The 24,359-nt window shown below is 68.7% G+C and carries 23 protein-coding genes; 15 read left to right on the top strand and 8 right to left on the bottom strand.

From position 1 onward, the window contains the following. The first annotated feature begins 9 nt into the window (after nucleotides 1-9). The 7 genes from MLE42_RS10835 to MLE42_RS10805 all read left to right on the top strand — a co-directional run bounded on the left by MLE42_RS10835 (nucleotide 10) and on the right by MLE42_RS10805 (nucleotide 5,197). Nucleotides 10-507, top strand: a complete 498-nt coding sequence (locus MLE42_RS10835) for a DUF4395 domain-containing protein (RefSeq protein WP_243287904.1) — start codon at nucleotides 10-12, stop codon at nucleotides 505-507. 36 nt (nucleotides 508-543) lie between these two features. Then, complete coding sequence (locus tag MLE42_RS10830; protein ID WP_243287903.1) at nucleotides 544-1,173, top strand: CAP domain-containing protein; 630 nt, start codon at nucleotides 544-546, stop codon at nucleotides 1,171-1,173. Between the two features lie 10 nt (nucleotides 1,174-1,183). Then, nucleotides 1,184-1,993, top strand: a complete 810-nt coding sequence (locus tag MLE42_RS10825; RefSeq protein ID WP_243287902.1) for a transporter family protein — start codon at nucleotides 1,184-1,186, stop codon at nucleotides 1,991-1,993. A gap of 41 nt (nucleotides 1,994-2,034) precedes the next feature. Further along, nucleotides 2,035-2,820, top strand: a complete 786-nt coding sequence (locus tag MLE42_RS10820; RefSeq protein ID WP_243287901.1) for an MlaE family ABC transporter permease — start codon at nucleotides 2,035-2,037, stop codon at nucleotides 2,818-2,820. Continuing rightward, nucleotides 2,805-3,485, top strand: a complete 681-nt coding sequence (locus MLE42_RS10815) for an ATP-binding cassette domain-containing protein (RefSeq protein ID WP_243287900.1) — start codon at nucleotides 2,805-2,807, stop codon at nucleotides 3,483-3,485. The genes MLE42_RS10820 and MLE42_RS10815 overlap by 16 nt, the downstream gene beginning before the upstream one ends. Next, nucleotides 3,482-4,447 carry an MlaD family protein gene (locus MLE42_RS10810; protein WP_243287899.1) on the top strand — a complete coding sequence of 322 codons (966 nt, stop codon included), beginning with the start codon at nucleotides 3,482-3,484 and terminating at the stop codon, nucleotides 4,445-4,447. Before MLE42_RS10815 ends, MLE42_RS10810 begins: the two co-directional genes overlap by 4 nt. Before the next feature lie 195 nt (nucleotides 4,448-4,642). After that, on the top strand, nucleotides 4,643-5,197 hold the full coding sequence (locus MLE42_RS10805; RefSeq protein ID WP_243287898.1) for an OsmC family protein: 555 nt from the start codon (nucleotides 4,643-4,645) through the stop codon (nucleotides 5,195-5,197). Between the two features lie 50 nt (nucleotides 5,198-5,247). Here the strand turns inward: MLE42_RS10805 and MLE42_RS10800 are convergent, their stop codons facing one another. Then, entirely contained in the window at nucleotides 5,248-5,541 is a 294-nt protein-coding gene (locus MLE42_RS10800) for a YciI family protein (RefSeq protein WP_243287897.1), read from the bottom strand. A gap of 23 nt (nucleotides 5,542-5,564) precedes the next feature. Further along, entirely contained in the window at nucleotides 5,565-6,515 is a 951-nt protein-coding gene (locus MLE42_RS10795; protein ID WP_243287896.1) for a carbamate kinase, read from the bottom strand. Between the two features lie 234 nt (nucleotides 6,516-6,749). Here MLE42_RS10795 and MLE42_RS10790 point away from each other — a divergent pair, with 234 nt between their 5' ends. Continuing rightward, nucleotides 6,750-8,540 (top strand): tetratricopeptide repeat protein, encoded by a 1,791-nt coding sequence (locus tag MLE42_RS10790; protein WP_243287895.1) that lies wholly within the window; start codon nucleotides 6,750-6,752, stop codon nucleotides 8,538-8,540. Between the two features lie 37 nt (nucleotides 8,541-8,577). Here MLE42_RS10790 and MLE42_RS10785 read toward each other — a convergent pair whose 3' ends face one another. Further along, the gene (locus MLE42_RS10785; protein ID WP_243287894.1) at nucleotides 8,578-9,111 is read right to left on the bottom strand and encodes a GNAT family N-acetyltransferase; all 534 of its coding nucleotides are present in this window, start codon (nucleotides 9,109-9,111) and stop codon (nucleotides 8,578-8,580) included. A gap of 58 nt (nucleotides 9,112-9,169) precedes the next feature. Here MLE42_RS10785 and MLE42_RS10780 point away from each other — a divergent pair, with 58 nt between their 5' ends. The 6 genes from MLE42_RS10780 (at nucleotide 9,170) to MLE42_RS10755 (ending at nucleotide 17,328) form a co-directional block, all read left to right on the top strand. After that, nucleotides 9,170-10,111, top strand: coding sequence for a glycine--tRNA ligase subunit alpha (locus tag MLE42_RS10780; protein ID WP_243287893.1), 942 nt, complete (start codon nucleotides 9,170-9,172; stop codon nucleotides 10,109-10,111). Then, complete coding sequence (glyS, locus tag MLE42_RS10775) at nucleotides 10,108-12,180, top strand: glycine--tRNA ligase subunit beta (RefSeq protein WP_243287892.1); 2,073 nt, start codon at nucleotides 10,108-10,110, stop codon at nucleotides 12,178-12,180. The genes MLE42_RS10780 and glyS overlap by 4 nt, the downstream gene beginning before the upstream one ends. Before the next feature lie 44 nt (nucleotides 12,181-12,224). Next, nucleotides 12,225-14,009 (top strand): DUF1570 domain-containing protein, encoded by a 1,785-nt coding sequence (locus MLE42_RS10770; protein ID WP_243287891.1) that lies wholly within the window; start codon nucleotides 12,225-12,227, stop codon nucleotides 14,007-14,009. Between the two features lie 120 nt (nucleotides 14,010-14,129). Further along, nucleotides 14,130-15,659 carry a glutamine-hydrolyzing GMP synthase gene (gene guaA / locus MLE42_RS10765; RefSeq protein ID WP_243287890.1) on the top strand — a complete coding sequence of 510 codons (1,530 nt, stop codon included), beginning with the start codon at nucleotides 14,130-14,132 and terminating at the stop codon, nucleotides 15,657-15,659. Next, on the top strand, nucleotides 15,659-16,105 hold the full coding sequence (locus MLE42_RS10760; RefSeq protein ID WP_243287889.1) for a hypothetical protein: 447 nt from the start codon (nucleotides 15,659-15,661) through the stop codon (nucleotides 16,103-16,105). Before guaA ends, MLE42_RS10760 begins: the two co-directional genes overlap by 1 nt. A gap of 140 nt (nucleotides 16,106-16,245) precedes the next feature. After that, complete coding sequence (locus MLE42_RS10755) at nucleotides 16,246-17,328, top strand: HD domain-containing phosphohydrolase (protein ID WP_243287888.1); 1,083 nt, start codon at nucleotides 16,246-16,248, stop codon at nucleotides 17,326-17,328. Nucleotides 17,329-17,331: 3 nt separating this feature from the next. Here the strand turns inward: MLE42_RS10755 and dsrP are convergent, their stop codons facing one another. From dsrP to MLE42_RS10735, 4 genes are all read right to left on the bottom strand, one after another. Further along, nucleotides 17,332-18,585, bottom strand: a complete 1,254-nt coding sequence (dsrP, locus tag MLE42_RS10750) for a sulfate reduction electron transfer complex DsrMKJOP subunit DsrP (protein WP_243287887.1) — start codon at nucleotides 18,583-18,585, stop codon at nucleotides 17,332-17,334. 4 nt (nucleotides 18,586-18,589) lie between these two features. After that, complete coding sequence (locus tag MLE42_RS10745) at nucleotides 18,590-19,516, bottom strand: 4Fe-4S dicluster domain-containing protein (RefSeq protein ID WP_243287886.1); 927 nt, start codon at nucleotides 19,514-19,516, stop codon at nucleotides 18,590-18,592. Next, nucleotides 19,513-20,085 (bottom strand): cytochrome c3 family protein, encoded by a 573-nt coding sequence (locus tag MLE42_RS10740; protein WP_243287885.1) that lies wholly within the window; start codon nucleotides 20,083-20,085, stop codon nucleotides 19,513-19,515. Before MLE42_RS10740 ends, MLE42_RS10745 begins: the two co-directional genes overlap by 4 nt. 77 nt (nucleotides 20,086-20,162) lie before the next feature. Next, entirely contained in the window at nucleotides 20,163-21,959 is a 1,797-nt protein-coding gene (locus tag MLE42_RS10735; protein ID WP_243287884.1) for a DUF2339 domain-containing protein, read from the bottom strand. A 288-nt stretch (nucleotides 21,960-22,247) separates the two neighbouring features. On the opposite strand from MLE42_RS10735, the gene MLE42_RS10730 reads away from it, so the two are divergent. Next, a complete protein-coding gene (locus MLE42_RS10730; protein ID WP_243287883.1) occupies nucleotides 22,248-22,778 on the top strand; it encodes a SixA phosphatase family protein in 531 nt (176 codons plus the stop codon). Here MLE42_RS10730 and MLE42_RS10725 read toward each other — a convergent pair. Further along, nucleotides 22,749-24,356, bottom strand: coding sequence for an FAD-dependent oxidoreductase (locus tag MLE42_RS10725; RefSeq protein WP_243287882.1), 1,608 nt, complete (start codon nucleotides 24,354-24,356; stop codon nucleotides 22,749-22,751). The two genes, MLE42_RS10730 and MLE42_RS10725, sit on opposite strands and share 30 nt — an antisense overlap. Between the last annotated feature and the right edge of the window lie 3 nt (nucleotides 24,357-24,359).

Here is a 24,359-nt window from a genome sequence, read left to right as displayed (position 1 = left end):
GGAGCCCCGATGAGCCAGAAGGCCTTCCGTCCGGGGCCGAGCTGCCCCATCGCCCCGGATCTGACCGATGAATCGGCCGGGCGGATTGCCGCCTTCCTGTCGCTGGGCCTCCTCGGGGTGTCCGCCTGGCAGGGCTGGGGCTGGGCGGTCCTGGGCCTGGCCGCGGATTTCCTCCTCCGCGCCGCGGGCCGCCCGGCCTTCAGCCCGGTGGCCCGCGCGGCAGGTTTCCTCCGCCGCCGGACGGGTCTTCCCGAGCGGAGAATCAACGCGGGCCCCAAGCGCTTCGCGGCCTCGGTGGGATTCCTGTTCTCTCTCGGCATCGGCCTGGCATTCGTGACCGGCCTCCGGTCCCCCGGCCTCGCCTTGGCGTTCATCCTGGGAACCTGTGCGGGCCTTGAGGCCTTCTTCGGGTTCTGCCTGGCCTGCCGGATCCATCCCTGGCTGCCCTGGGTGCGGAGCGCCTCGACCCAACTGCTTGCCACCGGAGCCGATGAACCGGCGCGCTAAGAGCGCCTATCCTTGAGGGTCCGTCGGGAGATGCCCATGAGGATCGCCACCCTGTCCCTTGCCGCGCTGCTGTTTCCCATCCACGGGGTGTCCGGTGAACCGGCGAAGGCCGCGTCCTTCGAACGTGCGGTGGTCCAGGAGATGAGCGACGCGCGCGTGCGGCCGAAGGCCTACGCGAAGTACCTCCGGGAGCTGCGGCCGTATTTCGACGGCACCCTCTGGAGCCGCCCAGGCCGCGTGCCCCTGCGCACGGAGGAGGGCGTGGCGGCCCTGGACGAGGCCATCGCCTTCCTCGAGTCCGCGCGGCCGGTGGGTCCCCTGCGCTTCAATGAGGGGCTGGCGCGGGCGGCCCGCCTGCACGCCCAGGACATCGGGCCGAAGGGCAGCATCGAGCACACCGGTTCGGATGGCAGCCGCCTCAGAGACCGCCTGAACCGGCTGGGGCGGTGGCAGGGGCTCATCGCGGAGAACATCAGCGCCGGCGAGGACGAGGCCCGGCAGGTGGTGATCCAGCTGCTGATCGACGATGGGGTGGCCAGCCGCGGCCACCGGAAGAACCTCTTCAATCCGGATCTCCACCAGGCCGGCGCCGGCTCCGCGCCCCACAGGGACTATCGCACCGTGACGGTGATCGACTACGCCGACGGGTTCGTGGAGAGCCGGTAGGGGCCGTGGCATGGGGCAGGCTGGAACCCTCCTTTCGCGGGCCGGACGGTGGCGGGCGCTGGTTGTGGCCGGGCTCCTGGGGACCTGCCTGAAGGCGGGGCCGCCCTTCTTCACGGATGATCCGGAGCCGGTGGAGCACCACCACATGGAGCTCTACCTGAGCTGGATGGGACTCCGGGCGCCCGGTGGCGCGTCGGGCAGCCTGCCTCTGGTGGAGTTCAACGCCGGCATCCTGCCGGAAACGCAGTTCCACCTCGTGGCGCCCCTCGCCTACGCCAAGCCCGCGGGTGAGCCCGTGACGCGGGGCTACGGCGATACGGAGGTCGGGCTCAAGATCCGCCTTCTGCGCGAAACCGAGGTCCTTCCGCAGGTGGGCGTCTTCCCGCTGGTGGAGGTTCCGACGGGGGCCGCGGAACGGGGCCTCGGCGCAGGGCACACCCAGGTGTACCTCCCGCTGTGGCTCCAGAAGAGCTGGGGCCCCTGGACCAGCTACGGCGGGTACGGCTGGTGGCGGAATCCAGGGGAAGGCCAGCGCAACTGGCACTACCTCGGGTGGCTCCTCCAGCGGGATCTGTCGGCGCGGATCACCCTGGGCGGAGAACTGTTCCAGCGCTCGGCGGCCACGCAGGATGGGGTGGCCTCCTCCGGATTCAACATCGGGGCCATCCTCAACCTGTCGGAGCGGGACCACGTCCTGATCAGCGCGGGCCGGAACCTGTCGGGCGACCGGGAGACCCACCTCTACCTCGGCTACCAGGCGACCCTCAGCCTGGAGGCGGGGAGGCCGCGCCTCAGCCGGGGTGGCGCGGCTCAGCCCTGAACGGTTTTCTGCTAGCCTTGGAACCATCCCTCGGGTGAATGATGGCTTTCCTAGCGCGGATTGGCGCGCCAGTGCGCGGCTTCCTGGAGTTCCTGGGCGACCAGGCACACCTGGTGTGGCGGACCCTGCGTTCCGGGCTGGCGCTCCGATCCGGCCAGCTGGCGGTGGTGGGCGGGCAGACGAAGCTCCAGATCCGCTTCACGGGCCTCGACGCCGGGGCGCTCGTGGTGGGCACGGCCCTGCTGCTGGGCGCGGTGACGCTCATCCAGGCGTTCAGCCAGCTCTCCGGCCTGGGCGCGGAGAACTACATCGGCACCCTCATGGTGCTCATCATCCTGAGGGAGCTGGGCCCGCTGCTGACCGCTGTGCTGGTCATCGGCCGGAGCGCCACGGCCATCGCGGCGGAGCTGGGAACCATGCAGCTCAACGGAGAGGTCGATGCGCTCGCGGCCCACGGGGTGGACCCCTACCGCTACCTGCTCCTGCCCCGCTGGGCGGGCGTGCTCGTGGCCGTCTTCGCACTGGTGGTGTGCTTCGATGCGGCGGCCCTGGGCGGTGGCTTCCTGGTGGCGCGCTTGAAATACGGCATCACCTGGGGCTTCTTCATGGGCTCAGTGCGACAGGCGCTGTCGAATCTGGATTTCACGGCCACCCTGCTGAAGGTCTTCTTCTTCTCGGGCGCCATCACCTTCCACGCATGCCACTTCGGCCTCCGCGTCCAGCGCAGCCAGACCGAGGTCCCCCAAGCCGTCACGAGGACGGTGGTCTCCGCCCTGGTGGCGGTGTTCGTCATCGACGGCCTTCTGGCCGCATGCTTCTACTTCTGATGCTCCAGGTCCGCGGCCTCGCCTACGATCTCCCCGATGGCCGGCCTCTGGTGGAGGGGATGGATCTGGACCTTCCGCGGGGTCGGAACCTCCTGCTGGCGGGCGCCGTGGGCACGGGAAGGGGCCACCTGCTGAAGGTGCTCGCCGGCACGGAGCGTCCCAGGGCCGGCGAGGTGAAGATCGCGGGCATCCCCGTCTGGCCGGGAGAGGGCGCCCTCGGGCTGGCGGGAAGGGTGCGCATGGGGTTCGCCTTCCCTGCCGGCGGGCTCCTGTCCAACCTCAGCCTGGTGGACAACGTGGCCCTCCCGCTGAGGTTCCTGGGGCTCCCCAGGGCGGAGGTCGCCCGCAGGGTTGGGGAGGCCCTGGCGCGACTCGGGCTGGAGTCCGTGGCGGACCTCCGCCCCCATGCGGTGAGCGCGGCGGCACGGAAGCATGCCAACCTGGCCCGGGTGCTGGCCCTGGACCCGGAGCTGATCCTCCTGGACGGGCCCCTGGAGGGACTGGACGCCACCGACCGCGACCTGGCCCTCGGCCTCATCTCGGGCTGGGCGCTGGATTCCGGCCGCACCCTCCTCCTGGCCATGGAGGGGAGGGACCTGCCTCCGGGGCCGGAGTTCCAGACGCTGGACCTCCACGCGCCCCACTCGCCTTCGGAGCCGTCATGAACTTCGAGAAGCAGGACGCCCGCCTGGGCCTCTTCGTCCTCCTGGCGCTGGGTTTCTTCGGGGGTCTCCTGGCCTACAAGAACGCCGCGGTCGTGACCGAGAAGACCTATCCGCTGGTGGTGCGCCTGGACCAGATGGAGGGGGTGGCGCCCGGCACGGATGTCCAGCTGAAGGGCTATCGCGTGGGATCCGTGGAACGGGTGGACATGCGGCGCGAGGGCACGGACTACCATTTCCTGGCCACCCTGGCCGTGCGTTCGGACATCCAGCTGTGGCGCGGCACCCGGGCCGTGGTGGCCCCCAAGGGTGTGGGCAGCGTGATGCTGGACCTGCGGCTGCCGCCATCTGACACCCGCACGGTGCCCCTGGCCGCGGGCGACCAGCTCCCGGGCGAGGAGGGGGTCTCCCTGGGGGGCGTACTGGAGCGGGCGGACCGTCTCCTGGCCAACCTGAACGCCTCCCTGGACGCGGTGCGCGATCGCATCCAGACGAAGGGTCTGGGCGACCTGCTGGAGCATCCTTCCGTGGCCCGGGCCCTGCGATCGATGGACGCCACCCTGCGCGAGTTCCAGGCCCTGGCCCGGGAGGGTCGTGGACTGGCCGCCCATGCGGACCGAAGCATGGGAGAGGCCGACAAGGCCCTGGTCGACCTGGAGAAGAGCCTGGCGGTGACCCGGACCCTCCTCGAAACGCGCGCGCCGGACTTGGATCGGATCCTCGTGAGCCTGGCGTCGGTGCTGCAACAGTCGGATACGCTGCTGGCCCGGTTCCGGGCCGAGGACCAGCCGGAGCTGGAGGCCAGCCTCAAGGCGCTGCGGCGTTCCCTGGATTCCGCGGAGGAATTGCTGCAACTGTTGAAGCAGAAGCCCAGCCGGGCCGTCTGGGGCACCCCCAGCGACGCGGAACGGACCCGGGCCCGGCAGGCGGTGGAAGCCGCCAAGGCAGCGCCGGCGCCGAAGTAGCTGTGCCTTCGACAGATGGACCAGCGGGTCCCTGGTTCGAATTTTGCGATCTTGTTTCAGGCTCAACTGGGCCCATCCTGGGGGCTCTTTCCAGGGGGCCCCGTGGCTTGCGGGACCCTTGTGGGTGTCCTACACGCGCTTCCCCTCGGAGGCCCGACCCCCGTCCGGGCAGCGCCCGATCCACGAGGAGGATCCATGGGCAGCATCGCAACCATCCACAACGGCGTGAATGTGGATGCCCTCAACACCACGGTCTCGATGGTGAAGGCCAATCCCGCCCTCGCCAAATTCACCTTCCGGTCCAAGGCCAAATGGATCAACGGGGCGCACTCCCAGAGCACCTTCGATTCGCTCTACGGAGCCGGAATGGAGCACAAGCGGACCACACCGATGTTCCTGGAGGCCGATGAGCCGGAGGCCCTGCTGGGCTCGGACCTGGCGCCCAATGCCGGGGAAGCGGCCCTGCACGCCCTCAGCTCCTGCCTGAGCGTGACCTACGCCTACACGGCCGCGGCCATGGGCCTGGACATCAGCAGCCTCAGCTTCGACATGGAGACGGACTCCGACCTCCGGGGCTTCCTGGAGCTCGACAAGAACATCCGGCCCGGGCTGTCCCAGATCCGCGTGAAGGTGAACCTCGCCTGCAGCGGCACCCCGGCGCAGATCCAGGAGCTCCACGACTGCGTCATGCGGACGTCGCCCCTCTACGACACCTTCAAGAACCCTGTGGACATCAAGCTCAGCCACTGAGCGGAGCTCAGGAGGATCTCCGCCCGCAGGGGAGGCCCGGCGGGCGGGGATCAGATCTTGTCGAACGCTTCCTTGCCGGCCATCACCTTCCAGGGCAGCAGCTCGTAGTTGGCGAGGCCAGCCTTGTGGAAGGGATCGCCATCGCGCAGGGTGTCCAGGTCGGCGAGGGGGTTCTCGTCCTGCACCCGCACCAGCCAGGCGCCGCCGAACCGGGGATCCAGGGGGCCCGAGGCCAGGAGGATGCCCTGCTTCTTCAGGGTGTCGAGGTAGGCCCGGTGGGCTTCCGTGACGGCTTCCACCTCGGCGAGGGGGCGGCGGTAGCGAACGAGGATGAGGGCGTACATCGGAAGCTTCCTCCCAAGAATCCTCAGTCTCGCACGATGCGGGTGCCCACGGTGGCGGGGTCCTCGGTGGCCAGGGCCTCGGCGGTGGTGATGAGCACCTCGTGGCCGCCGCCTTCCAGATAGGCCAGGGCGCTCTCGATCTTGGGGCCCATGCTGCCAGGCGGGAACTGGCCCTCGGCCAGGTGCTTCCGGGCCTCGCTGGCGGTGAGGCGGTCCACCCAGCGCTGGGAGGGCTTGCCGAAGTCCAGGGCCACCTTGGCCACGCCCGTGAGGATGATGAAGAGGTCCGCGTCCAGCTGGGCGGCCAGGAGCGCACTGAGGCGATCCTTGTCGATGACGGCCTCGACGCCCACCAGGAAACCGCTGGCGTCGCGGATCACGGGAATGCCGCCGCCGCCGCCGGCGATCACCGAGCTGCCGGACTGGAGCAGGGTCTTGATGGCGTCCAGCTGGACGATCTCGATGGGCTTGGGCGAGGGCACCACCTTGCGCCAGCCGCGGCCCGAGTCCTCCTTCATCTTCCAGCGCTTGGAGCGCATCAGCTCCAGGGCGCGGAACTCGGGGTAGAAGGGGCCCACGGGCTTGGTCGGGTCCTGGAAACCCTTGTCCTCTTTGTCCACCACGACTTCCGTGAGGACGGAGGTCACGGGCGCATCCAGGCCCGTGAAGCGCAGGCGGTTGATGAGCATGCGCTCGAGCATGTAGCCCATGGAGCCCTGGGTCATGGCCCCGCAGATGTCCAGGCTGTAGGGCGGGATCTGGCCGGATCCGGCCTCCTGCTGGATGAGCAGGTTGCCCACCTGGGGCCCGTTGCCGTGCACCACGCAGAGCGCGTAGCCCTCCGCCACCACCCGCGCCAGCATCTCCGCCGTCTCCCGGGCGTTCTCCAGCTGCTCCTCCTGGAGCCCGCGCTCCTTCTCTTTGAGAAGGGCATTCCCCCCGATGGCCAATAGCGCGATCCGGCGAGGATTCACCGCGCACCCCCAGCGTGGCCGAGCGTCTCGTGCATTCGCGAAGCGGATGCCGAGAGAAGGGCATTGCCACCAATGGCCAGGAGGGCGATTTTTCGGGTCATGCAGGTCCCCGGGAAACGAGGATTCTACAGGGCCCGGGGGGCGGGCCAAAGGACGGGCGTCACAGTGCAGGGCACTTCACGGAATTTCCTTGCCGGGATGCCCGTGATGTTTGCACCATGTCAAAAGTTACCCATGCGCCCCTCGATCCTCAGGCCCACCCTCCTTCCGTGGCTGCTCATGCCTGCCGCGATGGCGTTCGCCCAGGCACCGGGCGCCCCCGGCCTCGAAGGCGGCCTGCTGGCCGAGGGGCATCGCCGCTGGCTCGGTTCGGAGGGCTGTCCGCGCGATCGGATTAGGGCGGCGGCCTGCTACCGGGCGGCGGCCGAGGCCGGCGATGCCGAGGCCATGGCCCATCTCGGACGCATGCACTTCCGGGGTGAAGGCATCCCCAGGGATTCTGCTGAGGCCCTGAAATGGCTGAAGGCCAGCGCGGCCAAAGGCAATGCCCGGGGTCTCTACCACCTGGCGGAACTCCATCAGAACGGCTTCGGCGTGCCGGTGGATCATGTCCAGTACGCCAGGCTGCTCCGGCAGGCGGCGGAGAAGGGATCTCCGGATGCCATGGCGGAGCTGGGGCAGTGCTTCGATGGCGGGACCGGCGTCGACTGGGACCCCTCGGCCGCCAAGGCCTGGTTCAGCCGGGCCGCGAGCCAGCCCCAGCCGCGCTTCTACCCCATGACGCTCGCCTGGATGCATGAGCGGGGCCTGGGGTTCCCCAAGGACGCCGCAGCGGCGCTCCGGTTCGCCAAGCAAGCCGCCGAGGCGGGCTACGCCGATGGGCCGCGGCTCATGGGGCGGTTCCTCCTCGACGGCATCGGCGTGCCCAGGGACCCGACGGGAGCCCTCTCCTGGCTCACGCAGGCCCAGGGACTCGAGGATCCCTCGGCCCTGGTCATGCTGGCCGGGATGCTCATCCGGGGCCAGGGTGTTCCCAAGGACCCTGAACGCGCCGTCCTGCTCTGCAGGCAGGCCGCACGGATGGGCTCTCCCCAGGCCATGGGATGGCTGGGGGAGTGCTACGAATACGGCATCGGGGTGGCGGCGGACTACTCGGAAGCCGTCTCCTGGTACGCGAAGGCCGCCGGGCTTGAATACGTCGGGGCGTTCCCCCAGCTCGCCTGGCTCTACCACAAGGGCCAGGGCGTCGGCCAGGATGACCGGCGGGCCCTCACCTGGCTGAGGCAAGGGGCCAAGCAGGGGTCCGCGCGGTCGATCTACCTCCTGGGGTGGTTCGCGGAGCATGGGTGGGGCGGGCCCGAGGACCTCCAGGCGGCCATCGGCCACTATCAGCGGGCTGGGGAGCGGGGCTGGGTGCAGGCCTGGGTGCAGCTGGGTTTCTGCTACAAGTCCGAGGGGTGGGCGGACAGGGATCTCGGCAAGTCGCTGGACTATTTCCGCAAGGCGGCGGACTTGGGCAATGTGACCGCCCTGCATCAGGTCGGCTGGGCCCATCAGAACGGCGAGGGTGTGCCGGTGAACCTCACCGAGGCCATGAGGTGCTACCAGGCGGCCGCAGACCTGGGGAACGGGGCGTCCATGAATCAGCTCGGCTGGTTTTACGCCCAGGGCCTGGTCGTGCCCAGGGCTCCGGAGATGGCCCTCGGATGGTATCTCAAGGCCGGTGCCAAGGGCAGTGCCACCAGCTGGTGGAATGCGGGCCTGATCTACGAGTCGGGCGAAGGCACGGTTCCAAAGGACCTGGAAAAGGCCCGGCACGCCTTCGCTGAGGCCGCCGGAGGCGGGAACGCGGCCGCCATGGGAAAGCTCGGAAACTACCTGGAGCAGGGACTGGGCGGCGCAAGGGACATCGACCAGGCGCTCTCCTGGTACCGGAAGGGTATGGAGGCTGGCGATGCGGAGGCCCGGGCGGCCTACCAGCGCCTCACCCTGCCTCCGCTGCCCGAGCCCGACGAGGATTCCTGACCCAGCCGAACTCCTCGGGCCGGGGGAGCGGGGGGCTTTAGAGGCTCCGGGTCATCAGGTTGTGCACCAGCAACCGGTCCCGGTCCACCTGCTCGCCCACGCGGAAGGTGGCCTCGCCGACATCCTGGAAGCCCGCCTTGGCGTAGAACCGGATGGCGCGGGGGTTCTTCTCCCAGACCTGCAACCAGACGCCGTCGTGGCCAGCGGATGTGGCGTGGTCCAGCGCCGCCGTCATCAGCGCCTGGGCGGCCCCACGGCCATGCAAGGAGGCCTCCACGTAGAACCGCGCCACTTCAAGCGGATTGACGAAGCGGAAACCCGGATGCGCGAGGTCCGGGGCGTGGGCCTTCAGGAGGGTGTAGCCCGTGAGGACGCCATCGAACTCGATCACCAGCGCCCGACAGGCGGGGTCGGCCAGTTCCGCGGCCTGCTGCCGGGGACCGAAGGTCTCCGCCAGGTGGAGCTCCAGATTCGAGGCCGGGATGAGCCCGGTGTAGGTGGCGCGCCACAGGCGCTCACCCAGGGCCGCCAGGGCAAGGGCTTCGGAAGGAAGGGCGATGCGGATCAGCATTCCAGCAGCTTATCAAGGGGCCGAAAACCCGCTACAATGCTCGTTTTGGTGGGCCTCCATGCACATCCAGGAACTGATCCTCCGCCTGCAGCGGTTCTGGGCCGACCGGGGCTGCCTCATCGGCCAGCCCTACGATCTGGAAAAGGGGGCGGGCACCATGAACCCGCTCACCTTCTTCGGGGCCCTGGGATCCAAGCCCTGGAACGTGGCCTACGTGGAGCCTTCCCGCCGGCCCGCGGACGGCCGCTACGGGGAGAACCCCTTCCGCGTCTACAAGCACCTGCAGTTCCAGGTGATCCTCAAACCCAGCCCCGCCAAGGTGCAGGATCTCTACATCGAGAGCCTGGAGGCTCTGGGCATCGACCTCTCCAAGCACGACCTCCGCTTCGAGGAGGACAACTGGGAGTCGCCGTCCCTGGGAGCCTGGGGCGTGGGCTGGCAGGTGGTGCTGGACGGCATGGAGATCAGCCAGTTCACCTACTTCCAGCAGGTGGGCGGCCTGGACTGCCGGCCGGTGAGCGCCGAGCTGACCTACGGCATCGAGCGCATCTGCATGTTCCTGGGCGGCTACGACAACATCTTCGATCTGATCCACGGCGAGGTGACCACCGACGACGGCGTGTTCCCCATCACCTATGGCCAGATGCGCCAGCGGGAGGAATTCGAGCTCAGCGCCTACAGCTTCGAGCACGCCGACCTGGACCTGCATCGCACCCTCTTCGAATCGTTCGAGAAGGAAGGCTGGCGGCTGCTCAAGGACCACGGCCACTTCCTCAGCGCCTATGAGCAGGCCTTGAAGATGAGCCACACCTTCAACGTGCTGGACGCCCGCGGCGCCGTGAGCACCACCGAGCGGCCGGGCATCATCAAGCGCGTGCGCGACCTGGCGTGTGCCTGCGCTCGGGCGTACCTCGAGTTCGAGAACGGGAAAACGCCAACCGCAGGGAACGCGGAGATCGCGGAGAAAAGCACGGTGGCCGGGAAGGGAGGTGCCAAGTGAGCGGCGCGAAGACCTTCCTGCTCGAGCTGCACTGCGAGGAGATTCCGGCGCGGTTCCTGAAGCCGCTGACCGATGAGTTCGCCATGGCTTTCTCGGCCTGGGCCGCGGGGCAGGGCCTCGTGACCTCCGGCCTCGAGATCTTCTTCTCCCCACGCAAGCTGGCATGGCGAGGGGCGGGCCTGCCCGCATCCCAGCCCGATCAGACCGACACCCAGGTCGGCCCGCCCCAGCGCATGTGCGTGGGGGAGGACGGCCAGCCCACGATCCAGGGGCTGAAGTTCGCGGAGAAGTGGGGCGTGGAGTTCGGTGCCGTGCGCTTCGAGCAGCCCGCCGGCAAGAAAGAGCCCTGCGCGGTGGTGACGATCACGAAGCAGGGACGACCCACGGCGGACCTGCTGGCAGAGGCGCTGCCGGGGCTCATCGCCGGATTGCACGTGCCCAAGGCCATGCGCTGGGGGAACTCCGAATTCGAGTTCGTGCGGCCCATCCGCAACATCCTTTGCCTCCTGGGGGACCAGGTGGTGCCCATCACCGTGGATGGCGTGGCGGCCACGTCCACCACCTGGGGTCATCGGCTCTACCACCGCCAGCATCCCGAGCCGGTGAAGATCGCATCGCCTGAGGTCTACGAGGCGGCCCTGGAGGCGGCCGGCGTCGTGGCTGGGCTCGAAGGCCGCCGGACGCGCATCGCCCAGCAGCTGGACCAGCTGGCCGCCGAAGCGGGCGGCCGCGTGGTGGCGGACGCGGAGCTGCTGGACACCCTGGCGGAGATCGTGGAGTTCCCCAAGATCGTGCGCGGCGAGTTCCCGGCGGACTTCCTGGAGCTGCCCAAGGAGGTGCTGGTCACCAGCCTGCGCGAGCACCAGAAGAGCTTCTGCATCGAGGGTCCGGACGGGGCCCTGCTGCCCTTCTTCCTCACCGCCGCCAACCGCACGGACGATCCGGCGGGCTTCGTGAAGGCCGGCAACGAGTGGGTGCTGAAGGCGCGCCTCTACGATGCCCGGTTCTTCTTCGCGGAGGACCGGAAGCATCCTCTGTCCGACCGGCTTGAGAAGCTCAAGGCGCTCACGTTCCAGCGCGAGCTGGGCAGCTACCACGACAAGACAGGCCGCGTGGTGGCCCTCACCAAGGCGCTGGCCAGGCGTCTCTCCACGGATGACGAGCACATCGACCGCGCCCTCGAGGCCGCCCGCATGGCCAAGTGCGACCTCCGCACGCTGATGGTGGGCGAGTTCCCCGAGCTGCAGGGCGTCATGGGCGGCGAATACCTCAAGCATGAGGGCGCCCACGAGGAGGTGTGGAAGGCCGTCAAGGAGCACTACCGGCCCGTCGGCGCCGAGGACGCCATCCCCGGCACGCCCATGGGCTGCCTGCTGTCCCTCTGCGACAAGCTGGACACGGTGGCCGGCTGCTTCGCCGTGGGCCTCATTCCCAGCGGCTCCAAGGATCCTCTCGCCCTGCGCCGCGCTGGCCAGGGCCTCGTCCGCATCCTCTGGGAGCAGGGCTGGCCTCTGACCCTGGCGGACCTGGTGGAGGCGGCCCTCAAGGTCGTGGCTCCGAAGGCCACCAAGCCCGAGGCCGACACCCGCGAGGCCCTGCTGACCTTCTTCAAAGACCGCGTGGCCTACCAGCTGGAACTGGCGAAGTACGTGGGTTCCGTCCGTCGGTCGACGATGGCGGTCGGATGGATGGATCTGGTGGATCTGAAGCTGCGCTGCGAGAATTTGTCCCTCTTCAGCGAGGATCCCCGTTTTGCCATTCTTGGGCAGAGTGCCAAACGGATCGGCAACATCCTGAAGGACGAGGCTCCCCTGAATGACTTCAAGGCCGCGCTCCTTGTGGAGCCTGCGGAGATCGACCTGATTCAACACCTGCATCGTGTGGAAACCCAGCACGACATAATTGTCACGCTGAACAACCTCGCTGAGTTGGCGGATCCCCTCGAAGCCTTCTTCAACGCCGTCATGGTGAAGTGCGAGGACCCCGCCCTCCGCGCCACCCGCCTGAGCCTCCTCCACCGCCTCCGCCAGGCCTTCCTACGTGTGGCGGACTTCAGCCTCTGGCAATAGGGCCGGATCGGTCGAATTCACACCTCACCTGGATGGGAGACGGGATGCCCACACGCTGGAATAGGCCCTGGCGAGTCCTCGCGCTCCTGCTGTTACTGACCTGGTCCGAGGGGCCGTCGTTCGCGGGGGCACCCCGGCCCGGGTCGTGGATTGAGGTCCGCTCACCGCACTTCGTGGCCTACAGCGATGCCGGCGAAGCCGAGGCGCGGCGCACCCTTGAGGGGTTCGAGGGCATCCGGAGCGTATTCACGGCGATCCTTCCCGGGCTGCAGACAGATCTCCACAAGCCCGTGGTCGTCGTCGTGGCCGAGAACGAGGCCTCCATGGCCCGGTTCCTTCCTGACGCGTTCTCAGGTAAGGATCCCAAGCGACCTGGTGGCATGTACATGCGGGGTCGCGATCGGGACCTGGCCATCGTGCGGTTGGACCAGGGGCACCAGGAAGACCAGCCCTTCGCCGTGGTGTTCCACGAGTACACCCACGCCATCGTGCACAACAACCTGACGGCGCTGCCGACCTGGCTGGACGAGGGAATCGCGGATTTCTACGGATCCACCGAGATCCGCTCCAAGCGCGTCTACCTGGGCCGCATTCCCTTTCACCACATGGCCACCCTTCGGCGGGGCCGCATGCCGCTGAAGGCCGTCCTGCTGGTCAACCATGATTCCCCGGAGTACCGGGAGGGGAGCAAGGCGAACCAGTTCTACGCTCAGAGCTGGGCCATGGTGCATTACCTCTTCATGGACGAGGAGGCTCGGAAGGCGGGCACGCTCGCCGCCTACCTCCGTGCGCTCTCCAGCCAGCCGGATCCTCTGGCGGCGGCCCAGGCAGGTTTAGGCGACCTGGCCGCCTTCGAGGGGCGGATCGCCCAGTATGTGGGCCGCCCCGCGCTCTCCTACATGAACCTGCCCTTGCAGATCGCCCTGTCGGACAAGGACTTCCACGCCCGGCCCGTGGGCGAGGCCGAGGCCCTGGTGATCCGGGCGGAGGTCCTGGCTCAATCAGGGAAGGAGGCGGAGGCGGGGCACCTGCTCAACCAGGCCAAAGCTCTGGATGCCCGATCGCCCCAGGTCCAGGCCGGCCTGGGCCTGGCTGCCTTCCGCCGCGGGGACTGGTCCGGGGCCGAGCAGGCCCTGAAGACTGCCCGGGAGTCCGGATCCAAGGATTTCCGGGTGCCCTTGTGCTTGGCGGAGCTCGCCCTGATGGGAACCCAGCAGCCGGGCGCTTCGCCGGAAGCGATCCTCGGCTGGCTGGAGGAGGCGAGACAGCTCGAGCCTGACTTTCCCAGCATCCACATGGCCCTCTGTCGGTTCTACGCGAGGGATCCCAAGGAGACCGAGAAGGCCGTCGAATCTGGGAAGACCGCCATCAAGCTGGCACCCTCGGACCTCGCGATGCGGCTGAACTTCGGCAGCGTGCTTCTGTCCCTCGGCCAGGAGGAGGGGGCGAGGGAGATCGGCAACCAGGCCGCCCGGATGGCCGGCGAGGCCTGGGAGAAGCAGGCCGTAGCCTCGTATCAGGCACAGCTGGCCCGTGTCGTGGAGCAGAGGGAATCCATGGCCAAGGTGTTCGTTCCGCCTCCTCCGCCCGTGCCCGAGCCGGGCCGCGTCCCCGCACAGGCCCCGGCAGGTGCCAAGCCCCTGAAGTTCTGGCTGCCGGACTCCCTGGCCGATCTGCACCGGGAGGTGCAGCTCGCGGTGATGCAGGGCCGCCTGGACGAGGCGATCCAGATGGTCAAGACCGCCCTCCCCAAGGCCAAGGGACCCTACGAAAAACCTTCCCTCAAGGCCCTGCTGGACCATCTCAAGGCCAGGAAAGCCGGATACTGACCCTTCCCCCGAAGACCTGTAGGCAGGGGAGCCGGATCCCGCTGACGAGGGGAATGGGGCACACTGGAGGAAGCATCCGGACTGGCTGGCGGCCATCCTGGATCCTTCCGCAGGGGCCCCATGCACCACGAGCGCATTGCGATCATCGACTACGGCAGCCAGTACACGAGGCTCATCACGCGGCGGCTGCGCGAGCTGGGGGCCTTCGGCCTGGTGTACAACTCCGGCGCGACGGCCCAGGAGATCGCGGGGACGGACCTGAAGGGCGTGATCCTGTCGGGCGGGCCGAATTCCGTGCTGGAGCCGGGGGCGCCGGACCTGGACCCGGCCATCCTGGACCTCGGCGTGCCCATCCTCGGCATCTGTTACGGCCAGCAGCTCCTGGCCCGGAACTTGGGCGGGCAGCTGCACCGCTCCGCGAGCAGGGAGTACGGCAAGGCGGAGATCCAGGCCGCGCCTGAGGGCTCGATGCTGTTCGAAGGGCTGCCGCACGCCCAGCAGGTGTGGATGAGCCACGGCGACCATGTGGAAGTCGCCCCGGCGGGCTTCACGGTCACGGCGAAGACGCCCAGTGTGCCCGTGGCGGCCATGGAAGATCCGAAGCGCGGGATCTACTGCCTCCAGTTCCACCCGGAGGTCACCCACAGCACCCAGGGCACGCCCCTGCTGCTGAACTTCCTCAAGCGCTGCGGCATGGCCCTGGATTGGAACGCCGGCAACTTCATCGAGGAGAAGGTCAAGGTCATCCGCGAGCAGGTGGGGCAGGGCACGGTGGTGCTGGGCCTCAGCGGCGGCGTGGACTCCAGCGTGGCGGCCCTGCTGCTGCACAAGGCCATCGGGAAGCAGCTCACCTGCGTCTTCGTGGACCACGGCCTCATGCGCAAGGACGAGATGAAGCAGGTACAGGCCTACTTCGCCCCCTTCGAGCTCAACGTGATCTGGGTGGACGCCTCGGACGAGTTCCTGGGAGCCCTGGCGGGCGTGACCGACCCTGAGCAGAAGCGGAAGATCATCGGCGGCAAGTTCATCGAGGTCTTCGAGCGCGAGGCGGGCAAGGTGAAGGCCGACTTCCTGGGTCAGGGCACCACCTACCCGGATGTCATCGAGTCGAGCGGCATCGGCGGCGCCATCCTCGTGAAGTCCCATCACAACGTGGGAGGCCTGCCGGAGCGCATGAAGCTCAAGCTGGTGGAGCCCCTCCGCGAGCTGTTCAAGGACGAGGTGCGCGCCACGGGCCTGGCCCTGGGCCTGCCCGAGGAGATGAACCAGCGGCATCCCTTCCCCGGACCGGGGCTGGCTGTCCGCCTGCCGGGCGCCATCACCCGGGAGCGCGCCACCATCCTCCAGAACGCCGACGCCATCTTCCTCCAGGAACTGCGCGAGAGCGGCTGGTACGGCCGCACCAGCCAGGCCTTTGCCGTGCTGCTGCCCGTGCAGACCGTGGGCATCATGGGCGATGAGCGCACCTTCGAGTGGATGTGCGCGCTGCGCGCCGTCACCAGCGAGGACTTCATGACCGCCGACTGGGCGAGGCTCCCCCACGAGCTGCTGGACCGCATCGCCCAGCGCATCGTCCGCGAGGTCAAGGGCATCAACCGCGTGGTCTTCGACATCACCTCCAAACCCCCCGCCACGATCGAGTACGAATAGTGGCGAAGCGACAGGAACCCATCCGCAAGTCGGTGAAGGAGATCCTGGAGGACCTGCTGGCGGGGCACCGCGAGGCGGCCTTCAGTGGGCCGGAATCCGCGCTCAAGTACCTGCGTCGTACCCTGGAGGGGCAGGCCAGCCTGCCGAACGCCGTGAAATGCGTGGCCCACGACCTGACCGCCGAGGCCCTGGCGCAGTTGGGCCAGTGGGAGGCCTGCGCCGGATCCGTGACTGCGGTGATCGGCCACCTGCCGGATCTGGAAGTGGCCTTCCCGCATGAGTACCGGCGGATGCTGGAGAGCCTCACCTGCTTCGAGCGGGGCATCCAGGCCCACAGCGAGCTTGGGGACTTCCACGGAGCCCTGGCCCTTTGCGAGCGGGCCATCGGCTTGGATCTGGGCGCCCACTTCCGGGCCAAGCGGGACTCCCTGGAGTGGGCCCGGTAGCGGAGGGGCAAAGGCGCGGCCTCGGACCCGCCCTGCACCTGCCCCGCACCGAGGCTTCATGGTTTTTTCCTCCTGTGCCATCATCGATCCCGATAGCCATCCGACAGGCTTGCCGTTAAACCCCAGTCCCGGGAAGGTCCATGGGCGAAGACATCCAAGTGGTGCCCCAGCAGGTCAGCATCCTGATCGTGGATGACCTGCCCATCATTCGCCTGTCGCTCGAGCGGATCCTGGCGAAGGCGGGGTACCGGTGCCGGACGGCCGGCGATGTGCCCGCCGCCCTCAAGGCCCTGGAGGAGGAACCCTCCGACCTGGTGCTCAGCGACATCCAGATGCCTGGGGCCTCGGGGCTTGATCTGGTGAAGGCGCTCCAGCCCCGCATCCCGGACATCTCCGTGGTGATGGTGAGCTCCACCGAGGCGGCCGAGACGGCCATCGAATGCCTCCAGGAGGGCGCCTTCGGTTATGTGCTGAAGCCCTTCCAGCCCAGGGAGATCCTGGTCCAGGTGAATGCCGCGCTGAGGCGGCGGATGCTGGAGATCGCCTTCCGGGACCGGGAGGCCCAGCTCGCCCAGAAGGTCCGCGAGCAGACCGAGCAGATCCGGGCTTCCCGGGAGGAAGTGGCGCTCCGTCTCATCTCCGCCAGCGAGCACCGGGACCACGAGACCGGCACCCACGTCCGGCGGATCGGCCTCTATGCCGCGGAGATGGGCCGGCTGCTGGGCTGGGACGAGGAGGCCATCGAGACCATCCGGGCCGCCGCGCCCATGCACGACATCGGGAAAGTGGGGGTGCCGGACGCCATCCTCCAGAAGCCGGGAGCCCTCACGGTGGAGGAATGGGTGACCATGAAGCGGCATACCTCCATGGGAGCCACCATCCTGAAGGGTTCGAAGGTGCCCTTCATCCAGATGGGGGCCCGCATCGCCTTCGGCCATCACGAAAAGTGGGACGGCACTGGCTATCCGAGGGGCCTGAAGGGGGAGGCCATCCCCATCGAGGCCCGCATCACCACCCTGGTCGATGTCTTCGATGCGGCCAGCAGCCGGCGCCACTACAAGGATGCCTGGCCCGAAGACCAGGTGGTGGCCCTGCTCCAGAGAGGACGGGGCGTCCATTTCGACCCCCATCTGGTGGATCTCTTCCTGGCCCACGTCGACCGGTTCGCCGCGATCCTCGCCGCGAACCCCGATGAGGAGCGCGACGAGGATCCGGGGATCTGAGCTCTAGGCTTTCTGTGGCGGGGCCCCCTGCGGGGGCTGTCCCTTGGAGATCGTGAACTCGCCCAGCATCATGGGCACGGCGGCCTTCAGCATGAGGGTGAAGACCAGGAAGCCGGTGGCGAAGATGCCCGCGGCCACGGCGATCTCCGTGAAGGAGGGGCGGTAGACGTAGATGTCCCCCAGCACGTCCGGCGTGAGGCCCGGGATGATGAGGCCCATGCCCTTCTCGATGTAGACGCTGGCGTAGATCAAAACGCAGCCGATGTTGAGCGTCACCCAGTTGGTACGGGTGCGGGGCACCAGGAAGAGGATGAAGGCCGCCAGGCCGCAGAGGATCGAGGCCCAGGCGTAGGGCACCAGCGTGGTGTGGCCCTTGAGGCCGAACAGCAGGTACTGGAAGTACACCATGTGCTCGGTGCCGGAGTAGAGCTCCTTGAAGGCCTCGGCCGCGGTGAGGAAGAGGTTGAAGCCCATGGTGTAGGCCATCAGCTCGGCCACCTTGAAGATGGCCTCGTCCTTGATGCTGAGCTTGGTGGTCTTCCTGAGGATCTGCAGGAGGATGAGCAGGATCGCCGGGCCCGAGCAGAAGGCCGAGGCCAGGAAGCGCGGCGCCAGAATGGCGGAGTTCCAGAAGGGGCGGGCGGCCAGGCCGTTATAGAGGTAGGCCGTGACCGTGTGGATGCTCACGGCCATGGGGATGGACAGCAGCACCAGCGGCAGCACCAGCTTCTTCACGTAGTGGCGCTCGGTGTAGGCGCAGAAGAGCAGGTAGGTGACCACGAACCAGTTCAGCAGCAGGTAGAGGTTCAGCACGATCACGTCCCAGGCCAGCATGGACTGGGGCCAGTTCAGGCGGCCCACCAGCGGGATGATGTGCCAGAAGCGATCGGGCCGGCCGATGTCCACCATCACGAAGCCCAGGCACATGATGAGGGCGCTGATGGCCAGCATCTCGCCCAGGATGGTGATCTCCTTGATGGGCTCCCAGTCGTAGATGTAGGCCGGGATGACCAGCATGATGGCCGCCGCCGCCACGCCCACCAGGAAGGTGAAGTTGCCGATGTAGAAGCCCCAGGAGACCTGGTCCCGCATCTTGGTGACGATGAGGCCGCTGTTGAGCTGGCCCAGGTAGGCCGCCGCGCCGATGGCGATGAGGAGCACGAGGAACCCCACCCAGGCGTAGTAGAGGCGGTCGCCCTTCAGGATGATCCGCAGGGTGTCGGTGATGAACTGCCGGAAGTTCTTCAGCGTGATCATGGCCCTACACCCCGTAGAAGTAGAAGAAGTTGGGTTGGGTGTTCAGGTCTTCCTTGAACTTGAAGACGCGCTTGTTCTCGAGGACGTAGCGGATCTCGCTGTCCTTGTCGAGGAGATTGCCGAACTTGCGGGAGCCCGTGGGGCAGATCTCCACGCAGGCCGGATACTGGCCGTTGCGGGTGCGCTGGACGCAGAAGGTGCACTTCTCCACCACGCCCTTGGGCCGGGGCCGATTGCCGAGGTAGTGGGTGTTGGGGTTCACCTGGTCCGCGGGCAGGTTGGGCTCGCCCCAGTTGAAGTGGCGGGCGCCGTAGGGGCAGGCGGCCATGCAGTAGCGGCAGCCGATGCACCAGTTGTAGTCCACCACCACGATGCCGTCCTTCTCGCGCCAGGTGGCGCCCACGGGGCAGACCTTGGTGCAGGGCGGCTTCTTGCACTGCTGGCACTGGACCGGCATGTAGAAGTGGCCCTCCTGGGGCACCTCCTCCGGGTTGTAGTACTGGTCCGCGTGCTGGAGGTTGACGCCCTCCTCCTTGTCCATCTGGAGGACGCGGATCCACTGCACTTCGGGATCCCGGGACTGGTTGTTCTCCTTCACGCAGGCGTGGACGCAGCGCCGGCAGCCGATGCAGCGGCTGAGGTCCAGGGCATAGCCGAAGATCACGCCGGGGATGGCCGGGGTGTTGGCGACCTTCACGTCCTTCCCGTACTTGGCCTTGTATTCCTTCTCCAGCCGGGCGATGACATCCAGCACCTCCTGCTTGGAGAGCTCACGGAAGTTGTGCTGGAGGAACTCCTCCTTGCTCAGCGTGCCGCAGCCTGTGAGAGCGGCGGCCATGGCGGCCGTGGCCGCGCCGAGGAACTCACGCCGGGTGCCGCAGCCGGAATCGCCGCAGCTCTCGGGAGGGGTGACGGGCTTCGGGTCCGTCATCGGGCACCCCCTTTCCGGGCCTGGATCTCTTCGGGATGGGCGGGCGGCGCCAGGGGCTTCAGCGGCTTGAACCGGGGGGAATGCGGGTTGTGGCAGTGGACGCAGAGGAGGTACTGCTTCTCGCCGTTCCAGTGGCCGGTGCGCTTCCCGTGGACGCCCACTCGCCAATCCCGCAGCTTGTCCCCGTGGCACTGGCCGCAGAGCAGGTAGGAGGCGGTGAAGGGCACCTTCTCGCCGCTGGCCAGGTGGAGGTTGTCGCGGCTGTTGGCGTCGTGGCAGTCCAGGCACCAGCGGCTCGCCGGCCCGTGGTTCAGGACGATGTCCGTGTGCATGTCGGTCAGCTCGCGGCGCTTGAGGTTCGGCTTCATGCTCTTGCCGTCGTGGCAGGAGGTGCAGGGGAAGATGCCCTCGCTGAAGGGGGGCTTGGGCACCTCGATGCCCTCCGGCGCTCCCGGGTTCTCCACCCGGGTTCCGGCGGGCGGCTTGGCGGTGGGCGGCTCCGCGAAGGCCGCTGAGCCCAGGAGCATCAGCAGACCCGCCACCAGCATGGACAGGGTCGGAAAGCGCATAGGGATGTCCTTTCGTGGAACGGCGCCGCAGGACGGCGGATGGATGGGGGTGGGACCGGCGGATCGGGCGGGGCGCTTCATGGGGCGTCCTCCTCTTCGTCCGCGTCCCGGACCGCCGGGTTCTTCAACAGGCGTGGGGCGAGGATGAGCGTCGCCCCGAAGCCCATGAAGGCCAGGAAGAGGGTGAGGGGCCGTCCCACGGCCATGTCCTCGAACAGGAACTTGAGCGTGGTGACGGCGAGGAACGGGTAGACCATCCACCGCAGCTCCAGCACGGGCACGCGCCGCCCCAGCCAGGCCAGGGCGATGGCGAGGGCCGACAGCACCAGGGTCCGGGCCAGGGCCAGACCTCCGGGATCCGGGGTCCTGCCGCCGCAGCAGATCCAGATCGCCACGGCGCCAAGGCCCGCCGCGGCCAGGGCACCCATGACCAGGATGGCGGGGCGCATCAGGACGGTGACGGGATCCGGCGGCCGGCGCGCCAGGAAGACCGCCAGGGAGGCGAACAGCGCGGCCAGGCTGGCCAACCCCGCAAAGGAAGGGGCGGCGGTGGGGCTGGCGGGATCCATGAACACGTGCAGGGCCCAGGAGCCGAGCCCGGAGGCCAGGGCGGCGGCCGTGAGGTAGATGCCGCTCTGGTACACCAGCACCTTCCGGCGCAGGCGCAACGCGGCCAGCATGGCCACCAGGCCGAGAATCCCTGCGAGGGTGGCGAACAGGGGCAAGGGCAGGACGAAGGGCCCGCCCAGCAGGAGGAAGATCAGGGCCAGGAAGGTGAAGAAGTTGAAGTTCGCCCGGGTCTCCTCCCGGTCGTCCACGAAGGGGAGGGCGGCGGCGTAGCAGCCCACCCCGGCCAGGGAGACGCCCGCGCCCAGCAGCGCCGTGCCCGAGCCCGAGGCCTGGGAGACGCGGACGGCGCCCCCGAAGCCCACGAGGAGGACCAGTGCCGTCTGGATGAACTCGAAGGCGTTCACCACCCGGCGGCGCTGGAGCATCCGCACCGCGAAGCTGCCGATGTAGATGGCCACCAGGGCCAGAGCCAGGAACAGGGCCCGGCCCAGGGACAGCCCCTGATAGATGCCCTGCGCGCCACCGGGCCAGGTGGCGAGGAGCGTGAGGATCAGTACGCCGGCATCGGCCGCCAGGGCCGTGGGCCAACGCAGGCCATGCCATCGCCGCCCGTAGGTGAGCCACAGGGCCCCGGCGCCCAGGGCGAGGAAGACCGCGGTGAAGGGTTCGATGGACCGGCGGGCCATCATCACGATGAAGCCGGAGCCCAGGGCGGCCAGCGTGGCCGTCCAGAGGATGGCGTGGAGGTCCCTGTGCCAGGCCACGGCGGCGTGCAGCGCCGCGACGGCGACCAGGATGAGGGCCGCCAGTCCCGGGGTCAGGATGCCGAAGTGGGTCGAGGATTCCACGATCAGCGGGTAGGCGATGAGGATGGAGGCCAGGGTGCGGAAGGCGGCGTCCAGAGGACGCCGGGCCCGGCGCCCCAGCACGGCCCAGGTGGCGGCGTAGGCGAGTCCCAGGGCCACGCCCACGCCGTGGGGCAGGGTGCCGGCGTCCACCAGGGTCCGGATGAGGTAGGCCCCGCCGAGGATGAGGCAGACCCGTCCGATGAGGCCGAGGACACGGGTGGGACTTGGGAGGGCGGGTTCCGGAAGGAGCGCATCCACGGCGGGGGCGGTTCCGGGAGATGGCGCCGTGGACACCGCCGTGGGTGTCGACGTGGTCCGAACCGCCGCCTCCAGGGCCCCCACCCGGGCCTCCAGACCTCGGACCACGTCCGCCAGCGCCGCAAGGCGGGATTCCATTCCGGCCGGCGGGGCTTCGCCCGGCGGGGCCTTCAGGGGTGGAACCTGGGCAGTGGACATGGACCTTCCTCCGGGGAGGTGGGACCGAGATCTTTGGTTGGATGAGTTGGACCCATCCTCACCCCGAGTCAGGGGACGTCAAGCCTTGGGAATCCATTCCAAGCGGTTCATAAAGAAAACAATGAATCGTGTTATCACATGCGCGAATCGGCCTGGCGGCTCCAATGCCGGAGATGCTGAGAAAAAACAGATCGCCGCAAGTGTCGGGACTTTCCATGCCACTGGGAGATCATGTGTCCGCCATCACAGGGGAGGCGCACCTCCGTTAACCTCGGAAGTGGAGGTTTCATGACCGCGGTCCGATCCGCTTTCCTCTTGCTCTGGCTGACCGTCGCCGCGGTCGGTCTCGCAGCCCAGGACACCACGGTGGTCCTGGTGCGGCACGCGGAACGCCAGTCTCTCTGGGATGGAGACTCTCCCCTGGCCGAGGCCGGCCTGCGCCGGGCCCAGGCACTGGCGCCCGTGCTGGCGGGTTTCCACCCGGCGGCGCTCTACACGTCGGAGCTGAGGCGCACGCAGCAGACCCTCGCCCCCACCGCGGCCCGGCTGGGCCTGGCGCCCCTCGTTCGGCCGAAGGACGGCAGCGGAGCCCTGGCGGCGGAGATCCTCCGCGACCATCGGGGCCAGACGGTGATCGTCTGCTGGCACCACGACCTCATGAAGAAACTCGTCCGCTCCCTGGGTGTGAAGGGGCCCGTGCCCTACTGGCCGCTGGGAACCTACGACTGGATCTGGATCGTCACCGTCTCCGCCGGGGGCGAGGCCCGGCTGGTGGAGAAGATGCAGGAGCTAGCGCCAGCTCTCGCCGCGGCGTCCTGAGGCGGCCAGCACCTCTTCGGCGGCCCGCACACCATGGTCCTGGGCCTCCTCGAAGAGGGCCAGGCCGCTGAGCTCCGTGTGGGCGAAGTGGACCGCTCCGAAGGGCCGGGCGAGCGCCCGGAAGGCGGGGTCCCACAGGAGGCCGGGTTCGGGCCGTACCATGGCGTGGCCCCAGCGCATCACGTCCAGCCGCGCCACCAGGCCCTCGAGGTCCGGGTGGGCCGGACGGAGGTCCTCCATCACCATGCGGGCGCAGGCGGGCCAGTCCAGGGCGCGGAGCCTCGCCCGTTCCGCATCGCAGTCGGCGCCCGCGAAGGGCCTGTACCAGGTGAGCACCGTGGGCCCGTAGTCCTTCAGGCTCTGATGCGTGGCGGCCACGTAGCCCAGGGCCTCGCTGTCGCGGAGCACGTTGTCCCAAGCCAGGGGGAAGGTGGGTTCCTTGGGGCGCGCACGCAGGGTGAGGTTGGCCACCATCCACGGCGCGTTCCGGATGCGGGCCGCGGCCGGGCGCGCCTCTGCCAGGCCCGCGACCACATGGCGGGCCACATGCTGCGGTCCCGCGAAGATCACGCGCTTCGCCTTCCAGCCCACCCGCCGCTGGTTCAGGTGATCCCAGGCGGCGACCAGGACGCCGTCCTTCTCCCCGCGGATGGCCACGGCCATCACGCCGCAACGGAGCCGGTCGCCGAGGGGCCGGCGCAGGTGGTCCACGAGGAAGCCGTTGCCTTCGGGCCAGGTGAGCAGGGGCCGGGAGTCCTCGCCGGGTCCCTGCTTCCGGGCCGCGAAGTAGAAGAGGCCCGCCCAGGCGCTGGTGGTGTCCAGCCGGGAGCCATAGTCGTCGCGGCAGGCGTAGTCCAGCAACCAGCGCAGGCGCGGTGAGGAGAAACCGCGGGCGTCGAGCCAGGCGGCGAAGGAGAGGCCGTCCAGGGCCATCGCCTCCGGCGCGTCCGAGCAGCGGGAACGCGGGATGCTGAAGGCCGGACGCCCCTTCGCGTCGCGGAACGCCGCCCAGCGATCGACCTCGTGGAAGAAGGCGTGGTACTGGCGCTCATCCTCGGCGCTGGCTCCGGCTCGCAGGTAGAGCCCTTCCCACCACTGGCCGTAGGCGAAGATCCGCTCCTCGGGAGACCGCACCGTGGCCTCCTCCGCGAAGCGCGGGTCGCCTTTGGCGTCGAAGCCCTCCAGGACGCCGCACTCGTCCAGCAGGCGCAACACCGCGTGGTTCCCGCGATCCGGCACAGGCAGGTAGTGGGCGGCCCAGGGGAAGGCGCTCACGTGGTTGCGCCCCGAGCGGGAGGTCCCGCCCGGTTCCCGCTCCAGTTCCAGCAGGTGGAAGTCGTCCATGCCGGCGCCCGCCAGGCGCCAGGCGGCGCTGAGGCCGGCCACGCCGCCGCCCACCACCACCACGGAAACCGGCTCGAAGCGCTCCGGATCCGGGAATGCCCCGCCGCGAAGCCAGTGGCCCAGGGCCAGATCCGGCCCCACCAGCTCGCCCTGGAACGGGAACTCGGGTTTCCGCCGGCAGGCCAGGGCTGCCGCAGACAGCGCACTTGTGGCGAGGAAGTCGCGGCGCTTCACGGC

This window comes from Geothrix terrae, assembly GCF_022808775.1.
GTDB lineage: Bacteria > Acidobacteriota > Holophagae > Holophagales > Holophagaceae > Geothrix > Geothrix terrae.
Note: the sequence above shows the minus strand (reverse complement) of the source record. Positions and strands in the feature narration are given on the sequence as shown.